Source organism: Streptomyces viridosporus T7A, assembly GCF_008704515.1.
GTDB classification, from domain to species: domain Bacteria; phylum Actinomycetota; class Actinomycetes; order Streptomycetales; family Streptomycetaceae; genus Streptomyces; species Streptomyces viridosporus.
This window is the reverse complement of sequence record NZ_CP023700.1, coordinates 2774531-2787931: the sequence shown is the minus strand read 5'-3', so window position 1 is coordinate 2787931 and position 13401 is coordinate 2774531. Positions and strand designations below refer to the sequence as shown.

13 protein-coding genes are annotated in these 13401 nt (G+C 71.1%); 7 read left to right on the top strand and 6 right to left on the bottom strand.

The genetic code is table 11. The features are described from left to right. Positions 1–107 precede the first annotated feature (107 nt). A complete protein-coding gene (locus CP969_RS12995; RefSeq protein WP_016826455.1) occupies positions 108–935 on the bottom strand; it encodes a serine hydrolase domain-containing protein in 828 nt (275 codons plus the stop codon). Between the two features lie 18 nt (positions 936–953). Further along, positions 954–1424 (bottom strand): GNAT family N-acetyltransferase, encoded by a 471-nt coding sequence (locus tag CP969_RS12990; RefSeq protein WP_026085223.1) that lies wholly within the window; start codon positions 1422–1424, stop codon positions 954–956. 95 nt (positions 1425–1519) lie between these two features. On the opposite strand from CP969_RS12990, the gene CP969_RS12985 reads away from it, so the two are divergent. Continuing rightward, on the top strand, positions 1520–1984 hold the full coding sequence (locus CP969_RS12985) for a MerR family transcriptional regulator (RefSeq protein ID WP_016826457.1): 465 nt from the start codon (positions 1520–1522) through the stop codon (positions 1982–1984). Between the two features lie 149 nt (positions 1985–2133). Here the strand turns inward: CP969_RS12985 and CP969_RS12980 are convergent, their stop codons facing one another. The 3 genes from CP969_RS12980 to CP969_RS12970 form a co-directional block, all read right to left on the bottom strand. Beyond that, positions 2134–2979, bottom strand: coding sequence for a DUF4429 domain-containing protein (locus CP969_RS12980; protein WP_016826458.1), 846 nt, complete (start codon positions 2977–2979; stop codon positions 2134–2136). 66 nt (positions 2980–3045) lie between these two features. Beyond that, complete coding sequence (locus tag CP969_RS12975; RefSeq protein WP_016826459.1) at positions 3046–4263, bottom strand: alpha/beta hydrolase; 1218 nt, start codon at positions 4261–4263, stop codon at positions 3046–3048. A gap of 54 nt (positions 4264–4317) precedes the next feature. Further along, positions 4318–5007 carry a TetR family transcriptional regulator gene (locus tag CP969_RS12970; protein ID WP_016826460.1) on the bottom strand — a complete coding sequence of 230 codons (690 nt, stop codon included), beginning with the start codon at positions 5005–5007 and terminating at the stop codon, positions 4318–4320. Positions 5008–5118: 111 nt separating this feature from the next. Between CP969_RS12970 and CP969_RS12965 the strand changes: the two genes are divergently transcribed. Then, positions 5119–6738 (top strand): MFS transporter, encoded by a 1620-nt coding sequence (locus tag CP969_RS12965; RefSeq protein WP_004988691.1) that lies wholly within the window; start codon positions 5119–5121, stop codon positions 6736–6738. Between the two features lie 326 nt (positions 6739–7064). After that, a complete protein-coding gene (locus tag CP969_RS12960) occupies positions 7065–7373 on the top strand; it encodes a hypothetical protein (protein WP_004988693.1) in 309 nt (102 codons plus the stop codon). 85 nt (positions 7374–7458) lie between these two features. Here the strand turns inward: CP969_RS12960 and aceE are convergent, their stop codons facing one another. Then, positions 7459–10206: a pyruvate dehydrogenase (acetyl-transferring), homodimeric type gene (gene aceE, locus CP969_RS12955; protein WP_016826462.1), complete on the bottom strand. Its 2748-nt coding sequence runs from the start codon at positions 10204–10206 to the stop codon at positions 7459–7461. 436 nt (positions 10207–10642) lie between these two features. Between aceE and CP969_RS12950 the strand changes: the two genes are divergently transcribed. The 4 genes from CP969_RS12950 (at position 10643) to CP969_RS12935 (ending at position 13396) form a co-directional block, all read left to right on the top strand. Next, on the top strand, positions 10643–11080 hold the full coding sequence (locus tag CP969_RS12950) for a DUF3052 domain-containing protein (RefSeq protein ID WP_016826463.1): 438 nt from the start codon (positions 10643–10645) through the stop codon (positions 11078–11080). Between the two features lie 176 nt (positions 11081–11256). Next, positions 11257–11715, top strand: a complete 459-nt coding sequence (locus CP969_RS12945) for a peroxiredoxin (protein WP_004988699.1) — start codon at positions 11257–11259, stop codon at positions 11713–11715. Between the two features lie 132 nt (positions 11716–11847). Next, a complete protein-coding gene (locus tag CP969_RS12940) occupies positions 11848–12423 on the top strand; it encodes a calcium homeostasis/redox stress adaptation protein (protein WP_004988702.1) in 576 nt (191 codons plus the stop codon). A 397-nt stretch (positions 12424–12820) separates the two neighbouring features. Continuing rightward, positions 12821–13396 (top strand): TerD family protein, encoded by a 576-nt coding sequence (locus CP969_RS12935; RefSeq protein ID WP_004988703.1) that lies wholly within the window; start codon positions 12821–12823, stop codon positions 13394–13396. Positions 13397–13401 lie beyond the last annotated feature (5 nt).

Sequence of the window (13401 nt, the reverse complement as noted above, 5' to 3'; positions counted from 1 at the left end):
GACGGTTCGTCCCCACCGCCGGAGCCGCCGCTTCCACGCGTGCGCCGGCCCCTCGGACCGTCCCGGCCCCGTCCGCCGGGCGCCTCGACCGGGACGCCGGACGGGGTTCAGCCGCGCAGCTCCGCCAGCACCGCGTCCGTGAACGGCGGCCACGCCTCGATCGCCCAGGGGCCGAAGGCGCGGTCGGTGAGCGCCACGCAGGCCGCGCCCGCGTCCGGGTCGATCCACAGGAACGTGCCCGACTGCCCGAAATGGCCGAAGGTGCGGGGCGAGGAGGAGGCGCCCGTCCAGTGCGGGGACTTGGCGTCGCGGATCTCGAAGCCGAGGCCCCAGTCGTTGGGGTTCTGGTGGCCGTAGCCCGGCAGGACGCCCTTGGTGCCCGGGTACTGGACCGTCATCGCCTCGGCGACCGTGCGGGGGTCCAGCAGCCGCGGGGCCTGGACCTCGGCCGCGAAACGCAGCAGGTCGTCCACCGTGGACACGGCGTCCTTGGCGGGGGAGCCGGTGTTCTCCAGCGACGTCGACGTCATCCCCAGCGGCTCCAGCACCGCCTGCCGCAGGTACTCCGCGAACGGGATCTCCGTCGCCCGCGCGACGTGGTCCCCCAGCTGCTCGAACCCGGCGTTGGAGTACAGCCGCCGCTCCCCGGGCGCCGAGGTGACCCGGTGCTCGTCGAAGAGCAGCCCGGAGGTGTGCGCGAGCAGGTGCCGGACGGTGGAACCCTCGGGGCCGGCCGGCTCGTCCAGCTCGATCGCGCCCTCCTCGTACGCCACCAGCACCGCGTAGGCGGCGAGCGGCTTGGTGACCGAGGCCAGCGGGAAGCGGTGGCCGGTCGGTCCGTGGGTGCCTAGGACGGTGCCGTCCGCCCGTACGGCACCCGCCGCGGCGGTGGGGACCGGCCAGTTCTCGATCAGTGCGAGGCTCTTCGACGACATGCCGTCGAGCCTAAGCGCTCACAGTCTCAGCTCCAGCAAGGGGTCCGGCCTGCGCTCGAAGCCCAGCGAGACGTACAGCGGCTCGGCCTGCGCGGACGCGGTGAGGCGGACCCGTCGGGCGCCGCGCTCGCGGAACCACTCCAGCAGCGCCTCCACGCAGGCGCGCGCGTAGCCGCGGCGGCGCGCGTCCGGGTCGGTGGCGACGCTGAACACGTAGCCGTCGACGCCCTGCGGGTTGCGCGCCCCGCCGATGCGGTAGTCGACCGTGCCGGCCACCAGCGCCGCCAGCGCGCCCGGCCGCTCCGGATGGTCCACGACGAACGCCGCGAAGGTGCCGTCCGGCTCGGCCAGCCTGCCGCGCAGCACGGGCAGGGAGTCGGCGTGCCAGGCGGTGGAGGGGTCGGACCGGGCCATCGAATCGATCATCACCTGGCGCAGACGCAGCACTTCCTCCGCGTCCTCGGGCACCGCACGGCGTACGAGAGTCATGCACGGCACGGTAATCAGCCGGGCGGGTCCCCGTCCGCCGATTCCTTCCGCGTGTGCTTGCCCGGAGCGCACTCCAGGGTTCTAGCGTGGAGGCCATGACGGTGACGGAGACCACGGACACCACGACCACCGAGACCTGCGCCGGACCGCCGCAGGGGAATCGGCGGCCGGACGGCGAGGACCGGTACACGATCAGCGAGGTCGTCGCCCTCACCGGGCTGACGGCGCACACCCTGCGCTGGTACGAGCGCATCGGGCTGATGCCGCACATCGACCGGTCCCACACCGGTCAGCGCCGCTACCGCAACCGCGACCTCGACTGGCTCGCCCTCGTCGGCAAGCTCCGCCTGACCGGGATGCCGGTCGCGGACATGGTGCGGTACGCGGAACTGGTCCGCGCCGGCGACCACACGTACACCGAGCGCTTCGAACTGCTCAAGGAGACCCGCGAGGACGTGCTGGCCCGGATCGCCGAGCTCCAGGGCACCCTCGCCGTACTCGACCGGAAGATCAGCTTCTACGCGGACGCCGGGCGCGCCCTGGCGACGGAGAGGACATGAGGGCGGACGACCGGATCACGACGGCGGCACTGGACGGGGCGGCCCCGAGGTGGGCGTGCAGGGCCTCGGCCGCATGGGGATGAGCTTCGCCTCGCGCCCGCACGGGAACCGCACCCGGCAGGCGCGAACCGGTGCTTCCCGGCGGAGCGTCACAGCTCCGCCAGCAACTCCGCCTTCTTCACGGAGAACTCCTCGTCCGTCACCAGCCCCGCCTGGTGCAGTTCCCCCAGGTGGCGGATGCGGTCGGCGATGTCGGCGGGATCGCGGCGCGGGGCCGCGACCACCGCGGGCACCGGCTCGCTGGTGCGCACCGCCGCCAGCACGGCGGCGGCGAACGGCAGCGACTCGTGCACCGGCCCGTAGCCGAGCCCGAACACCACGGCCGCCGGGTCCTGGTCGGGCTGCGCGGGAGGCGCCGCCGCGTCCCGGTGCAGCAGCCGCAGGTGCCCTTCGAACACCTCGGGCGACCGCCACTCCACGCCGCTCAGCTCACCGACGGGGAAACGCTGGTCGCCGGCCTTCCACTTGGCCGACGACGCTCCCGTCCAGAACCAGCGGAAGGACACCGACGTCCCGTCGAAGGACGCCTTCCCGTCGTACGCCTTGAACTGGCGCGGTGTCCCGGGCGCCGCCACCAGGTGGCGTTCGGCCGGTCCGGACTCGGTGAGCCGGGCGCGCAGTTCGTCGGCGTAGTACTCGGCGAGCGTCTCGCGTTCGGCGGGCAGCACCAGCCGGTACGGGTCGCAGCTCTCCTTCAACTGCCCGGCGGCCGCCTCCATGAGCGGATCGGCGCCGGGCCGCGGCTCGGCGCGCAGCACCACGGTGCCGCGCCTGCCGGGGGTCAGGGTCACCCCCTCGATCGCCTCGAAGGGCACGCGCCGTTCCCCGAGCGCCTGGAACAACTTGGGTGTTCGCATCCCCCGTTCGTAGCGGATGAGCACGGAGTCGGACTCGAACTCCCAGGCAGCATGAAATCCGGCCAGTACGTCACCCATGCGGCTCATCGTATGCGGCACGAGCTTTCCCGTCCTCTCCCCGCGCACACCGCGGTTCCTCCGCCGCTACGCGCGTCCGGTGGCCACCGCGCCGGACAAACCCGCGCGGCAGACGTCGCCCTCGTGCGCACAGGACACCGCACGGTATGCGCCAACCCCGATCTCGGCGAAGTTCCGCAGACTGTCCGTGCCCGGTTCGAAGTACCCGCTGTGCCCCTTCGCCTCCCGCGCCGACAGCACCCGCGCCCCGAACCCCGAGGCCACCGGGTCGGCGCCGTGCCCCAGGCCGCCGACCTCCAGGTACGGCACGCCCTGGATCCAGTCGTCGGCGTCCCGCATCGCCCACACCTGCGCGGAGGTGTCCAGCTGGGAGGCCTTCTCGACCCGCATCCCGGGGCTGCCGGCCACCGCTATGTCGGTCACCCGTCGCGGCAGCGCGGGCGCGGCGAGCCCGCACACCACGGAGCCGTAGCTGTGGCAGAACAGCGAGACCGGGGCCTTCCCGGGCAGTCCGCGCAGCATCGCGTTCAGCCGCGCCGCGCCGTCCTCGGCGCGCATCGCCGTGGCCGCGTCCATGCCGAGTCCGCTGGGGGCGGTGTAGTCGGCCCAGGCGATCACGGCGGTGCGGGTCGCGGGGGCGGCCTCGCGCTCGGCCGCGTACAGGGACCTGGCCATGCCGACGGGCGCCGCGTACCCGCGGTGCGTGCGCTGGAAGGTGAGCAGGTCCGTGTCGACGCCGGGGACGACCACCGAGACCCGGTCGGCCGTGCGCAGGTCGCCGAAGACCTCGGCCACCCGGCCCGAGCCCGACGGGTCGAAGGCGAGGATGTGCCGGTCCGGGCGCATCAGCGCCGCGAGGCGTTCCGTCCGGCGGACCGCCTGCGCCTGCCCCGCGGGCGTGAGGCGGCTGTCGTGCACGCGTTTCCGTTCGACCTCGCGGGCCTGCTCCAGCGCGATGCGGTTGGCGCGGTAGCGCAGGGCGACCGGTGCGCCGTTCATGTTGCCGACCGCGAGCGGATAACGACGGGCGAGAGCCGCCCGCTGCCCCTCGGTGAGGGAGGCGAAGAACCGGGCCAGCCGCGCGGGCGCCGACTGCGGGTCCGGCAGCCGGTGACCGGCCATGCGGCCCTTCCCCCAGGCGTTGAGCGAGGCCTGGAGCGGGGGTGCTTCCCGCTGGTTGCGCAGCGCCGTCCAGCCGGTGGTCGCCAGCATCACGAAGACGACGGCGAGGGCGAGCAGCGCGCGCCAGGCGTTCAGGTGCGGGGAGGTGTCGAAGGAAGTCACTGAAAGGACACACTAGGAGAACGAGAGGGTCTCGCGTGAATCAAGTGACCGGGATCACGTTTCAGTGCGTCGATCCGGGGATCGGCCCGTACGCCAGTTCTCCGCGAGCGCCGGTCCCAGCAGGTCCAGGTGAGCCGCCATCAGGTCGCGCAGGGCCGCGGCGGTGAGGTCGCCCCCGGCCGACCACCGCCGTTCCGTCACCCGCACCGCCCCGCCGAAGGCGGCCACCAGGATCCGCGGCCGGGGGTCGGCGTCCACGTCGAGCCCCTCGCGCTCGGCGATGACGCGGGCCAGTTCCTCCTCCAGTTCCGTCGCGCGCCGCAGACGGGCGGCGAACAGCACCGGTGTCGACTCGATCACCCGGCAGACCCGCAGGTGCAGGTCGAGGGGGACGAGCCGTTCGACGGCCCCGTTGATGCCGTCCCAGCCGTCCAGCACGGCCCGGCGCAGCGCCTCCAGCGGCGCCTCGCCCGGGGGGCGCCCGCGCACGGCCTCGACGACGTGCGACTCCGCGAGCCGCGGGACGAAGAACGCCACCTCCTCCTTGCCGGCGAAGTAGCGGAAGAAGGTGCGCTGCGAGACGTCGACGGCCGCGGCGATGTCGTCGACGGTCGTCCCGTCGTACCCGCGGGTGGCGAACAGCTCCAGTGCGGCCCGGACCAGCGCGTCCCGGGTGCGCTGCTTCTTGCGCTCCCGCAGACCGGGTCGCGGCACCGTCCTGACGGGGGTCCCGGCCGTCTCCATCGGTCCTCCTCGAACTGCTCCCCCGGTTCGGGCCAAGGGGGAATGTCGTGTCAGTTACTGCCGGGTGAAATGGTTTGTCAACTGGCAGTCACTGTCATTAGCCTCGAACGCATGACTGGTCAGACCACCATCGACAAGGCGGAGCCGGGGGGATCGGCGCCGGGGGGCCCGTCGGGCGCGACGCCGGGCAGGGGGCTGCGCGGGCACCCCTGGTTCACCCTCTTCACCGTCGCCGTAGGGGTCATGATGGTGGCCCTCGACGGCACCATCGTGGCCATCGCGAACCCGGCCATCGGCAGGGACCTGGGGGCCACCTGGTCCGATCTCCAGTGGATCACCAACGCCTACTTCCTCGCCCTCGCGGTCTCCCTGATCACCGCGGGCAAGCTCGGTGACCGCTTCGGCCACCGGCAGACCTTCCTCATCGGGGTGGCGGGCTTCGCCGCCTCCTCGGCCGCCATCGGACTGTCCGACGGCATCACGGCGGTCATCGTCTTCCGCGTCTTCCAGGGCCTGTTCGGCGCCCTGCTGATGCCGGCCGCGCTCGGCCTGCTGCGGGCCACCTTCCCGGCCGAGAAGCTCAACATGGCCATCGGCATCTGGGGCATGGTCATCGGCGCCTCCACCGCGGGCGGCCCGATCCTCGGCGGTGTCCTCGTCGAGCACGTCAACTGGCAGTCGGTGTTCTTCATCAACGTGCCGGTCGGCGTCCTCGCCGTCGTCCTCGGCGTGTGGATCCTGCTGGACCACCGCGCGGAGAACGCCCCGCGCTCCTTCGACGTCCTCGGCATCGCCCTGCTGTCCGCCGCCATGTTCTGCCTCGTCTGGGCCCTGATCAAGGCCCCGGAGTGGGGCTGGGGCGACGGCTACACCTGGGCGTTCGTCTTCGCCTCGATCGCCGGCTTCGGGGCCTTCGCGGTCTGGGAGAAGAAGGTCGGGGAGCCGCTGATCCCCCTGGCGCTGTTCCGCTCCGTCCCGCTGTCCGCGGGCGTGGTGCTGATGGTCCTGATGGCCATCGCCTTCATGGGCGGCCTGTTCTTCGTCACCTTCTACCTCCAGAACGTGCACGGCCTGAGCCCGGTCGACGCCGGTCTGCACCTGCTGCCGCTCACCGGCATGATGATCGTCGCCTCCCCGCTGGCCGGCGCGATGATCACCAAGGTCGGCCCGCGCGTCCCGCTGGCCGGCGGCATGGCCTTCACCGCGCTCGCCATGTACGGCATGTCGACCCTGGACAAGGAGACCGGCAGCGGTGCGATGTCGCTCTGGTTCGCGCTGCTCGGCCTCGGTCTCGCCCCCGTCATGGTCGGCGCCACCGAGGTCATCGTGGGCAACGCGCCGCTGGAGCTGTCCGGTGTCGCCGGCGGTCTGCAGCAGTCCGCCATGCAGGTCGGCGGCAGCCTCGGCACGGCCGTGCTGGGCGCCGTGATGGCCTCGAAGGTCGACCACGACCTCGCGGACAACTGGGCGGACGCGGGTCTGCCGAAGCTCACCCCGGCCCAGCTCGAGCAGGCCGAACAGGGCGTGCAGCAGGGGGTCGCTCCGGTGGCCGAGGGCACCCCGGCGCCGATCGCCGAGAAGATCACCGACGTCGCGCACGACACCTTCGTCTCCGGCATGAGCCTGGCGTCCCTGGTCGCCGCCGGAGTGGCCGCCGTCGCGGTGCTGGTCGCCTTCCTCGCCAAGCGCGGGGAGAACGCGGAGGCCGGCGCGGGCGTCGGCCACATCTGACGTACGTCCGACGTGCGTTCGGCGCGGATCCGGCGTGGATCCGGTGCGAATCCGGCGCGGATCCGGTGCATTCGGGACCGATTTCACCCATCAGGGTGAACCCCTGTGGTGACCCCTCCCCTCCGGAGGGCACCGCAGGTCACAGTGGGTCAGGTCCTCCGCAGGGCATGGAGGACAGCGGCTGCGGCGCGCTGCCGGAGGGGGGCAGCGCGCAGGCAGCGCCCCTCCTGCCGTGCGCGCGGCGTGAATTCACGGCCGAAGCGGGGGTACCCGCCATGACGAAGAACCCCGAAACACCCCAACCAACCTAGGGGTTCAGGGAGTTGATGATGGCGAGCTTCGGACACGGAACGCGCAGGCACCCCCGCTCACGTGGCCGGACGGGGCTACGGAGCGGGCCGGATCGCGCGACGCTCGGAATCATCGGAGTCATCTGCGCGGTCGCCGGATTCTTCGTGCTGGGGATCATCCTCGGCCCCGTGGCGATCGTCTGCGGATGGCTCGCCATGGGCCGCAGCTGGGCGGGTTCCCGCCCGGCGACGGCCGTGGTCGCCCTCGTCCTGGGCGCCATCGACACGCTCCTGGCCGTCATCTGGCTGGCCGGGGCGACCGGCCCGGGGTACGGGATGTTCTGACCGGCCGCACGGGCGACCCGGAACCGAACGGGAGGAGGGCCTCCGGCACCGTGCCGGAGGCCCTCCTCCCTGTGCGCGTGGGGCGTCAGGCGTCGCCGCCCGCCGCGCCCGGGTCGGCCGCGGAGACGTCGAGCAACTGGTAGCGGTCGATGGCCTGCTTCAGCACGGGCCGGTCGAGGTGGCCCTCCCGGACCAGCTCCGTCAGCACCGCCACCACGATCGACTGCGCGTCGATGTGGAAGAACCGCCGGGCCGCCCCGCGCGTGTCCGCGAAGCCGAAGCCGTCGGCGCCCAGCGACTGGTACGTCCCCGGCACCCAGCGCGCGATCTGGTCCGGCACCGAGCGCATCCAGTCCGACACCGCCACCACCGGGCCCTGCGCCCCGGCGAGCTTCTGCGTCACGTACGGCACGCGCTGCTCCTCCTCCGGGTGCAGCAGGTTGTGCTCCTCGCAGGCCACCGCCTCGCGCCGCAGCTCGTTCCAGGAGGTCGCCGACCACACGTCGGCCTTGACGTCCCACTCCTCGGCGAGGATCCGCTGCGCCTCGATCGCCCACGGCAGCGCGACACCGGAGGCCAGGATCTGCGCCGGGAAGGAGCCCTGCGCGCCCTCGCTGAAGCGGTAGAGGCCCTTGACGATGCCCTCGGCGTCCACGTTCTCGGGCTCGGCCGGGTGCTGGATGGGCTCGTTGTAGACGGTCAGGTAGTAGAAGACGTCCTCGCCGTGCGGGTGCTGCTCGTCCCCGCCGTACATCCGGCGCAGGCCGTCCTTCACGATGTGCGCGATCTCGTACCCGAACGCCGGGTCGTAGGCGACGCAGGCGGGGTTGGTGGACGCCAGCAGCTGCGAGTGGCCGTCCGCGTGCTGGAGGCCCTCACCGGTCAGCGTCGTACGCCCCGCGGTGGCGCCCAGTACGAAACCGCGCGCCAGCTGGTCGGCCATCTGCCAGAACTGGTCGCCGGTGCGCTGGAAACCGAACATCGAGTAGAAGACGTACACCGGGATGAGCGGCTCCCCGTGCGTGGCGTACGCCGAACCCGCGGCGATGAGCGAGGCCGTGCAGCCGGCCTCGGAGATGCCGTCGTGCAGCATCTGCCCGTTCGGCGCCTCCTTGTAGGCGAGCAGCAGGTCCCGGTCCACCGCCTCGTACTGCTGGCCCAGCGGGTTGTAGATCTTCGCGCTCGGGAAGAACGAGTCCATGCCGAAGGTGCGGTACTCGTCCGGCGCGATCAGCACGAACCGCTTGCCGATCTCCTTGTCCCGCATGAGGTCCTTCAGGAGCCGGACGAAGGCCATGGTGGTCGCGATGGACTGCTGGCCCGAGCCCTTCTTCACGGACGCGTACGTCTTGTCGTCCGGCAGGGCGAGCGGCTTCGACCGCACCACGCGCGTCGGCACGTAGCCGCCGCACGACTTGCGGCGGTCGTGCATGTACTGGATCTCCTCCGAGTCGCGGCCCGGGTGGTAGTACGGCGGCAGGCCGGACTCGAGGTCCTTGTCGGAGATCGGCAGGTGCAGCCGGTCCCGGAAGCGCTTGAGGTCGTCGACCGTGAGCTTCTTCATCTGGTGCGTGGCGTTGCGGCCCTCGAAGTTCGGGCCCAGCGTCCAGCCCTTGACGGTCTTGGCGAGGATCACCGTCGGCTGGCCCTTGTGCTCCAGGGCCGCCTTGTACGCCGCGTAGATCTTGCGGTGGTCGTGACCGCCGCGGCCCAGCATGAGGATCTGGTGGTCGGTCATGTGCTCGACCATCGCGCGCAGCCGGTGGTCGTCGCCGAAGAAGTGGTCGCGGATGTAGGCGCCGGTCTCGGTGGCGTAGGTCTGGAACTGGCCGTCCGGCGTGGTGTTCATCTTGTTGACCAGCACGCCGTCCCGGTCCTGCGCGAGCAGCGGGTCCCAGGAGCGGTCCCAGATCAGCTTGATCACGTTCCAGCCGGCGCCCCGGAAGACCGACTCCAGCTCCTGGATGATCTTGCCGTTGCCGCGCACCGGGCCGTCGAGGCGCTGCAGGTTGCAGTTGACGACGAAGGTGAGGTTGTCCAGGCCCTCGCGGGCGGCCAGGGAGAGCTGGCCCAGCGACTCCGGCTCGTCCATCTCGCCGTCGCCGAGGAACGCCCACACGTGCGACTTCGAGGTGTCCGCGATGCCGCGCGCGTGCATGTAGCGGTTCATCCGCGCCTGGTAGATCGCGCCGATCGGGCCCAGGCCCATCGACACCGTCGGGAACTCCCAGAAGTCCGGCATCGACCGCGGGTGAGGGTACGACGACAGGGCGTACGGCGCCTTCGACTTCTCCTGCCGGAAGCCGTCCAGGTGCTGCTCGCTCAGCCGGTCCAGCAGGAAGGCGCGGGCGTAGATGCCCGGGGAGGCGTGTCCCTGGAAGAAGACCTGGTCGCCGCCGTCGCCCTCGTCCTTGCCGCGGAAGAAGTGGTTGAAGCCCACGTCGTACAGCGAGGCGGAGGACGCGAAGGTGGCGATGTGGCCGCCGACCCCGATGCCGGGCCGCTGCGCGCGCGAGACCATCACCGCGGCGTTCCAGCGGGTCGCGTTGAGGATCTTGCGCTCGATCTCCTCGTTGCCGGGGAAGAACGGCTCCGCACGGGTGGGGATCGTGTTGATGTAGTCCGTGCTGCGCATCTCGGGCACGGCCACGCGCCTGGCGCGGGCCCGCTCGATCAGCCGCAGCATCAGGTAACGGGCCCGCTCCCTGCCGCGCTCGTCGACGGCGGCGTCGAGGGAATCGAGCCACTCCTGGGTCTCCTCCGGGTCGAAGTCAGGAACCTGACTCGGAAGGCCGCCAATGATGATCGGGTTGCGATCGGATGCGGAAGCCACGCTGTTCCTTACCTGTCAGAGGGCCGTGAGAGGGTCAGAGGGTCGCTGTGCCACTGGTGCGGCCGGGTTCGTGCCGCTCCCCATCGTCCACCTCGGGGCCGCAAACGTCATCTCTACCCCGAGGTAACCCGGGCGCGGGAGCGGCGCGACGGCGTGGGGCGAACGCCTTCGGATCTCCTACCCGTGGGCGTACATTCGACTCTCGCTCCCGTGAACGGTTCCCAAACGCCCAAAAGGGGCACAAGAGTGTGGTGTGCATCACTGTGGGCCATGATGGTGTGCCTGGAGTTGCGGTGACCCGGCCCGGATCGTCACCGTTTCGGCGGTCTGGACGGCCGGGTACTTGCGCGATCCGTCCCGCCCGTGTGGACTACGGCCAATGCTTCGCGCACGCGCGTGGCTGAGATATTCCCAAGACATGATCAGGAGGCAACCCGTGAGCGCGACCGCGGACCACGCGGAGGAGCGGACGAACCCTGCCGCCAGGCTGGGGTTCCAGCCCGGGCAGGTGGTCCAGGAGATCGGCTACGACGACGACGTAGACCAGGAGCTCCGCGAGGCCATCGAGGGCGTCATCGAGAGTGATTTGGTCGACGAGGACTACGACGACGTGGCCGACGCCGTTGTGCTGTGGTTCCGTGACGACGACGGCGACCTGACGGATGCGCTGGTGGATGCCACCACGTACATCGAGGAGGGCGGCGCCATCCTGCTGCTCACGCCGAAGACCGGCCGTGCGGGGTATGTGGAGCCGAGTGACATCTCGGAAGCCGCCACCACGGCAGGCCTGACGGCGTCCAAGAGCGTCAGCGTGGGCAAGGACTGGAGCGGCAGCCGGCTGGCGACGCCCAAGGCCGCCAAGTCCAAGCGGTAGACCCGGCCCGCGGCCGGGCCGTCCGTCCCCGGACGCCGTCCCGTCCGCCGGCCACCGTCCCGGACGGGCTGACCGCCACGTCACGCGTCAGCCCGTCCGTCGGCGTGTCCCGCTCCCTGCGTAGGGTGGTGACGCGAGTACTCGCGAACGAACCCCCGGAAGGGACGGACACGACGATGGCGATCCAGGTCGGCGACAAGGCCCCCGACTTCGAACTCAAGGACAACCACGGGGCGACCGTGCGGCTGTCCGACTTCCGCGGCCACAAGAACGTGGTGCTCGTCTTCTACCCCTTCGCCTTCACCGGCGTGTGCACCGGCGAGCTGTGCGAGCTGCGCGACAACCTGCCGCGCTTCGCCGACCGCGACACCCAGCTGCTCGCCGTCTCCAACGACTCCATCCACACGCTGCGCGTCTTCGGCGAGCAGGAGGGGCTGGAGTACCCCCTGCTGTCGGACTTCTGGCCGCACGGCGACGTCTCGCGCGCCTACGGCGTCTTCGACGAGGGCAAGGGGTGCGCCGTGCGCGGCACCTTCGTCATCGACAAGGAGGGCCTCGTGCGGTGGACCATCGTCAACGGGCTGCCGGACGCGCGTGACCTGGACGAGTACGTCAAGGCGCTCGACATGCTGTGATCCCGCCCGACACCCCGCGGCCCTTCGGCCCCGGGGCCTGCGAGGGCCGGGAACCCCTCACTAGGATCGACTCGTTGATCCGACATCCAATGCACCACGGGGCACCCGCCCCCGGACACCAAGGGAGGACTCGTGGGAGTCAGCCTCAGCAAGGGCGGCAACGTATCGCTGACCAAGGAGGCGCCGGGCCTGACCGCGGTCATCGTCGGACTGGGGTGGGACGTCCGCACCACGACCGGCACCGACTTCGACCTGGACGCCAGCGCGCTGCTCCTGAACAACTCGGGCAAGGTCGGCAGCGACCAGCACTTCGTCTTCTTCAACAACCTCAAGAGCCCCGACGGCTCGGTGGAGCACACCGGCGACAACCTCACCGGTGAGGGCGAGGGCGACGACGAGCAGATCAAGGTCAACCTCGCCACCGTCCCGGCGGACATCGAGAAGATCGTCTTCCCGGTCTCCATCTACGACGCCGAGAACCGCCAGCAGTCCTTCGGCCAGGTGCGCAACGCGTTCATCCGCGTCGTCAACCAGGCCGGCGGCGCCGAGATCGCGCGCTACGACCTCTCGGAGGACGCGTCCACCGAGACCGCCATGGTCTTCGGCGAGCTGTACCGGCACGGCGCGGAGTGGAAGTTCCGCGCCATCGGCCAGGGCTACGCCTCCGGCCTGCGCGGCATCGCGCAGGACTTCGGGGTGAACGTCTGAGACGGCCGCGCCCGGGCGGGCACGCCCGGACCGGACCGCCCGCACGGCCCGTACTGTCCGGCGCCGCACGGTTTACGTGCGGCGCCGGACGTGCAGGAGCACCTGAGAAACATCGCCTGGCCCGCCTTTCGGATCAGCCCGATCGCGAGGGGCGGCGCCCGGCGAAGCTCCGGTGAACGAGGCCCGGTGCGCGCAGCCGCGAGGCGGAGGAGGGAGTCGACGCGAGGGGGAGCACCCCCCTGCTCGGGCTCGTGGAGAGCTCGGGGCGGTCGGCGACCGACGACGACGCGGCTGGGGTCCCCCTGCTCGAGCGGAGTCGAGAGCTCGGGGGGCGCGTGCCGGACCCCGTGTCCCCGGGGTGAACCAAAGACAGGCCTCAAGGGGAGGGACCAGCATCATGGGCGTCACGCTCGCCAAGGGGGGCAATGTCTCCCTGTCCAAAGCCGCACCGAACCTCAGGCAGGTGATGGTCGGGCTCGGCTGGGACGCGCGCTCCACCACCGGAGCCCCCTTCGACCTCGACGCCAGCGCACTGATGTGCAGTGACGGCCGGGTCATCGGGGACGAGTGGTTCGTCTTCTACAACCAGCTCAAGAGCCCGGACGGCTCGGTGGAGCACACCGGTGACAACCTCACCGGCGAGGGCGACGGCGACGACGAGTCGCTGCTGGTCGACCTCTCCAAGGTGCCGGTCCGGTGCGACAAGATCGTTTTTCCGGTCTCCATCCACCTGGCCGACGAGCGCGGTCAGACCTTCGGCCAGGTCAGCAATGCCTTCATCCGCGTGGTCAACCAGGCGGACGGCCAGGAACTCGCTCGCTACGACCTCAGCGAGGACGCCTCCACCGAAACCGCGATGATCTTCGGTGAGCTCTACCGTTATCAGGGCGAGTGGAAGTTCCGTGCAGTGGGACAGGGGTACGCGTCGGGGCTGCGGGGCATCGCCCTAGACTTCGGAGTCAACGTTTCGTAAAGCCG

Coding starts and splice junctions, on each gene's coding strand:
- CP969_RS12995 (WP_016826455.1), bottom strand. CDS start 935: ATGTCGTCGAAGAGCCTCGCACTGATCGAGAACTGGCCGGTCCCCACC.
- CP969_RS12990 (WP_026085223.1), bottom strand. CDS start 1,424: ATGACTCTCGTACGCCGTGCGGTGCCCGAGGACGCGGAGGAAGTGCTG.
- CP969_RS12985 (WP_016826457.1), top strand. CDS start 1,520: ATGACGGTGACGGAGACCACGGACACCACGACCACCGAGACCTGCGCC.
- CP969_RS12980 (WP_016826458.1), bottom strand. CDS start 2,979: ATGGGTGACGTACTGGCCGGATTTCATGCTGCCTGGGAGTTCGAGTCC.
- CP969_RS12970 (WP_016826460.1), bottom strand. CDS start 5,007: ATGGAGACGGCCGGGACCCCCGTCAGGACGGTGCCGCGACCCGGTCTG.
- CP969_RS12965 (WP_004988691.1), top strand. CDS start 5,119: ATGACTGGTCAGACCACCATCGACAAGGCGGAGCCGGGGGGATCGGCG.
- CP969_RS12960 (WP_004988693.1), top strand. CDS start 7,065: ATGATGGCGAGCTTCGGACACGGAACGCGCAGGCACCCCCGCTCACGT.
- CP969_RS12945 (WP_004988699.1), top strand. CDS start 11,257: ATGGCGATCCAGGTCGGCGACAAGGCCCCCGACTTCGAACTCAAGGAC.
- CP969_RS12935 (WP_004988703.1), top strand. CDS start 12,821: ATGGGCGTCACGCTCGCCAAGGGGGGCAATGTCTCCCTGTCCAAAGCC.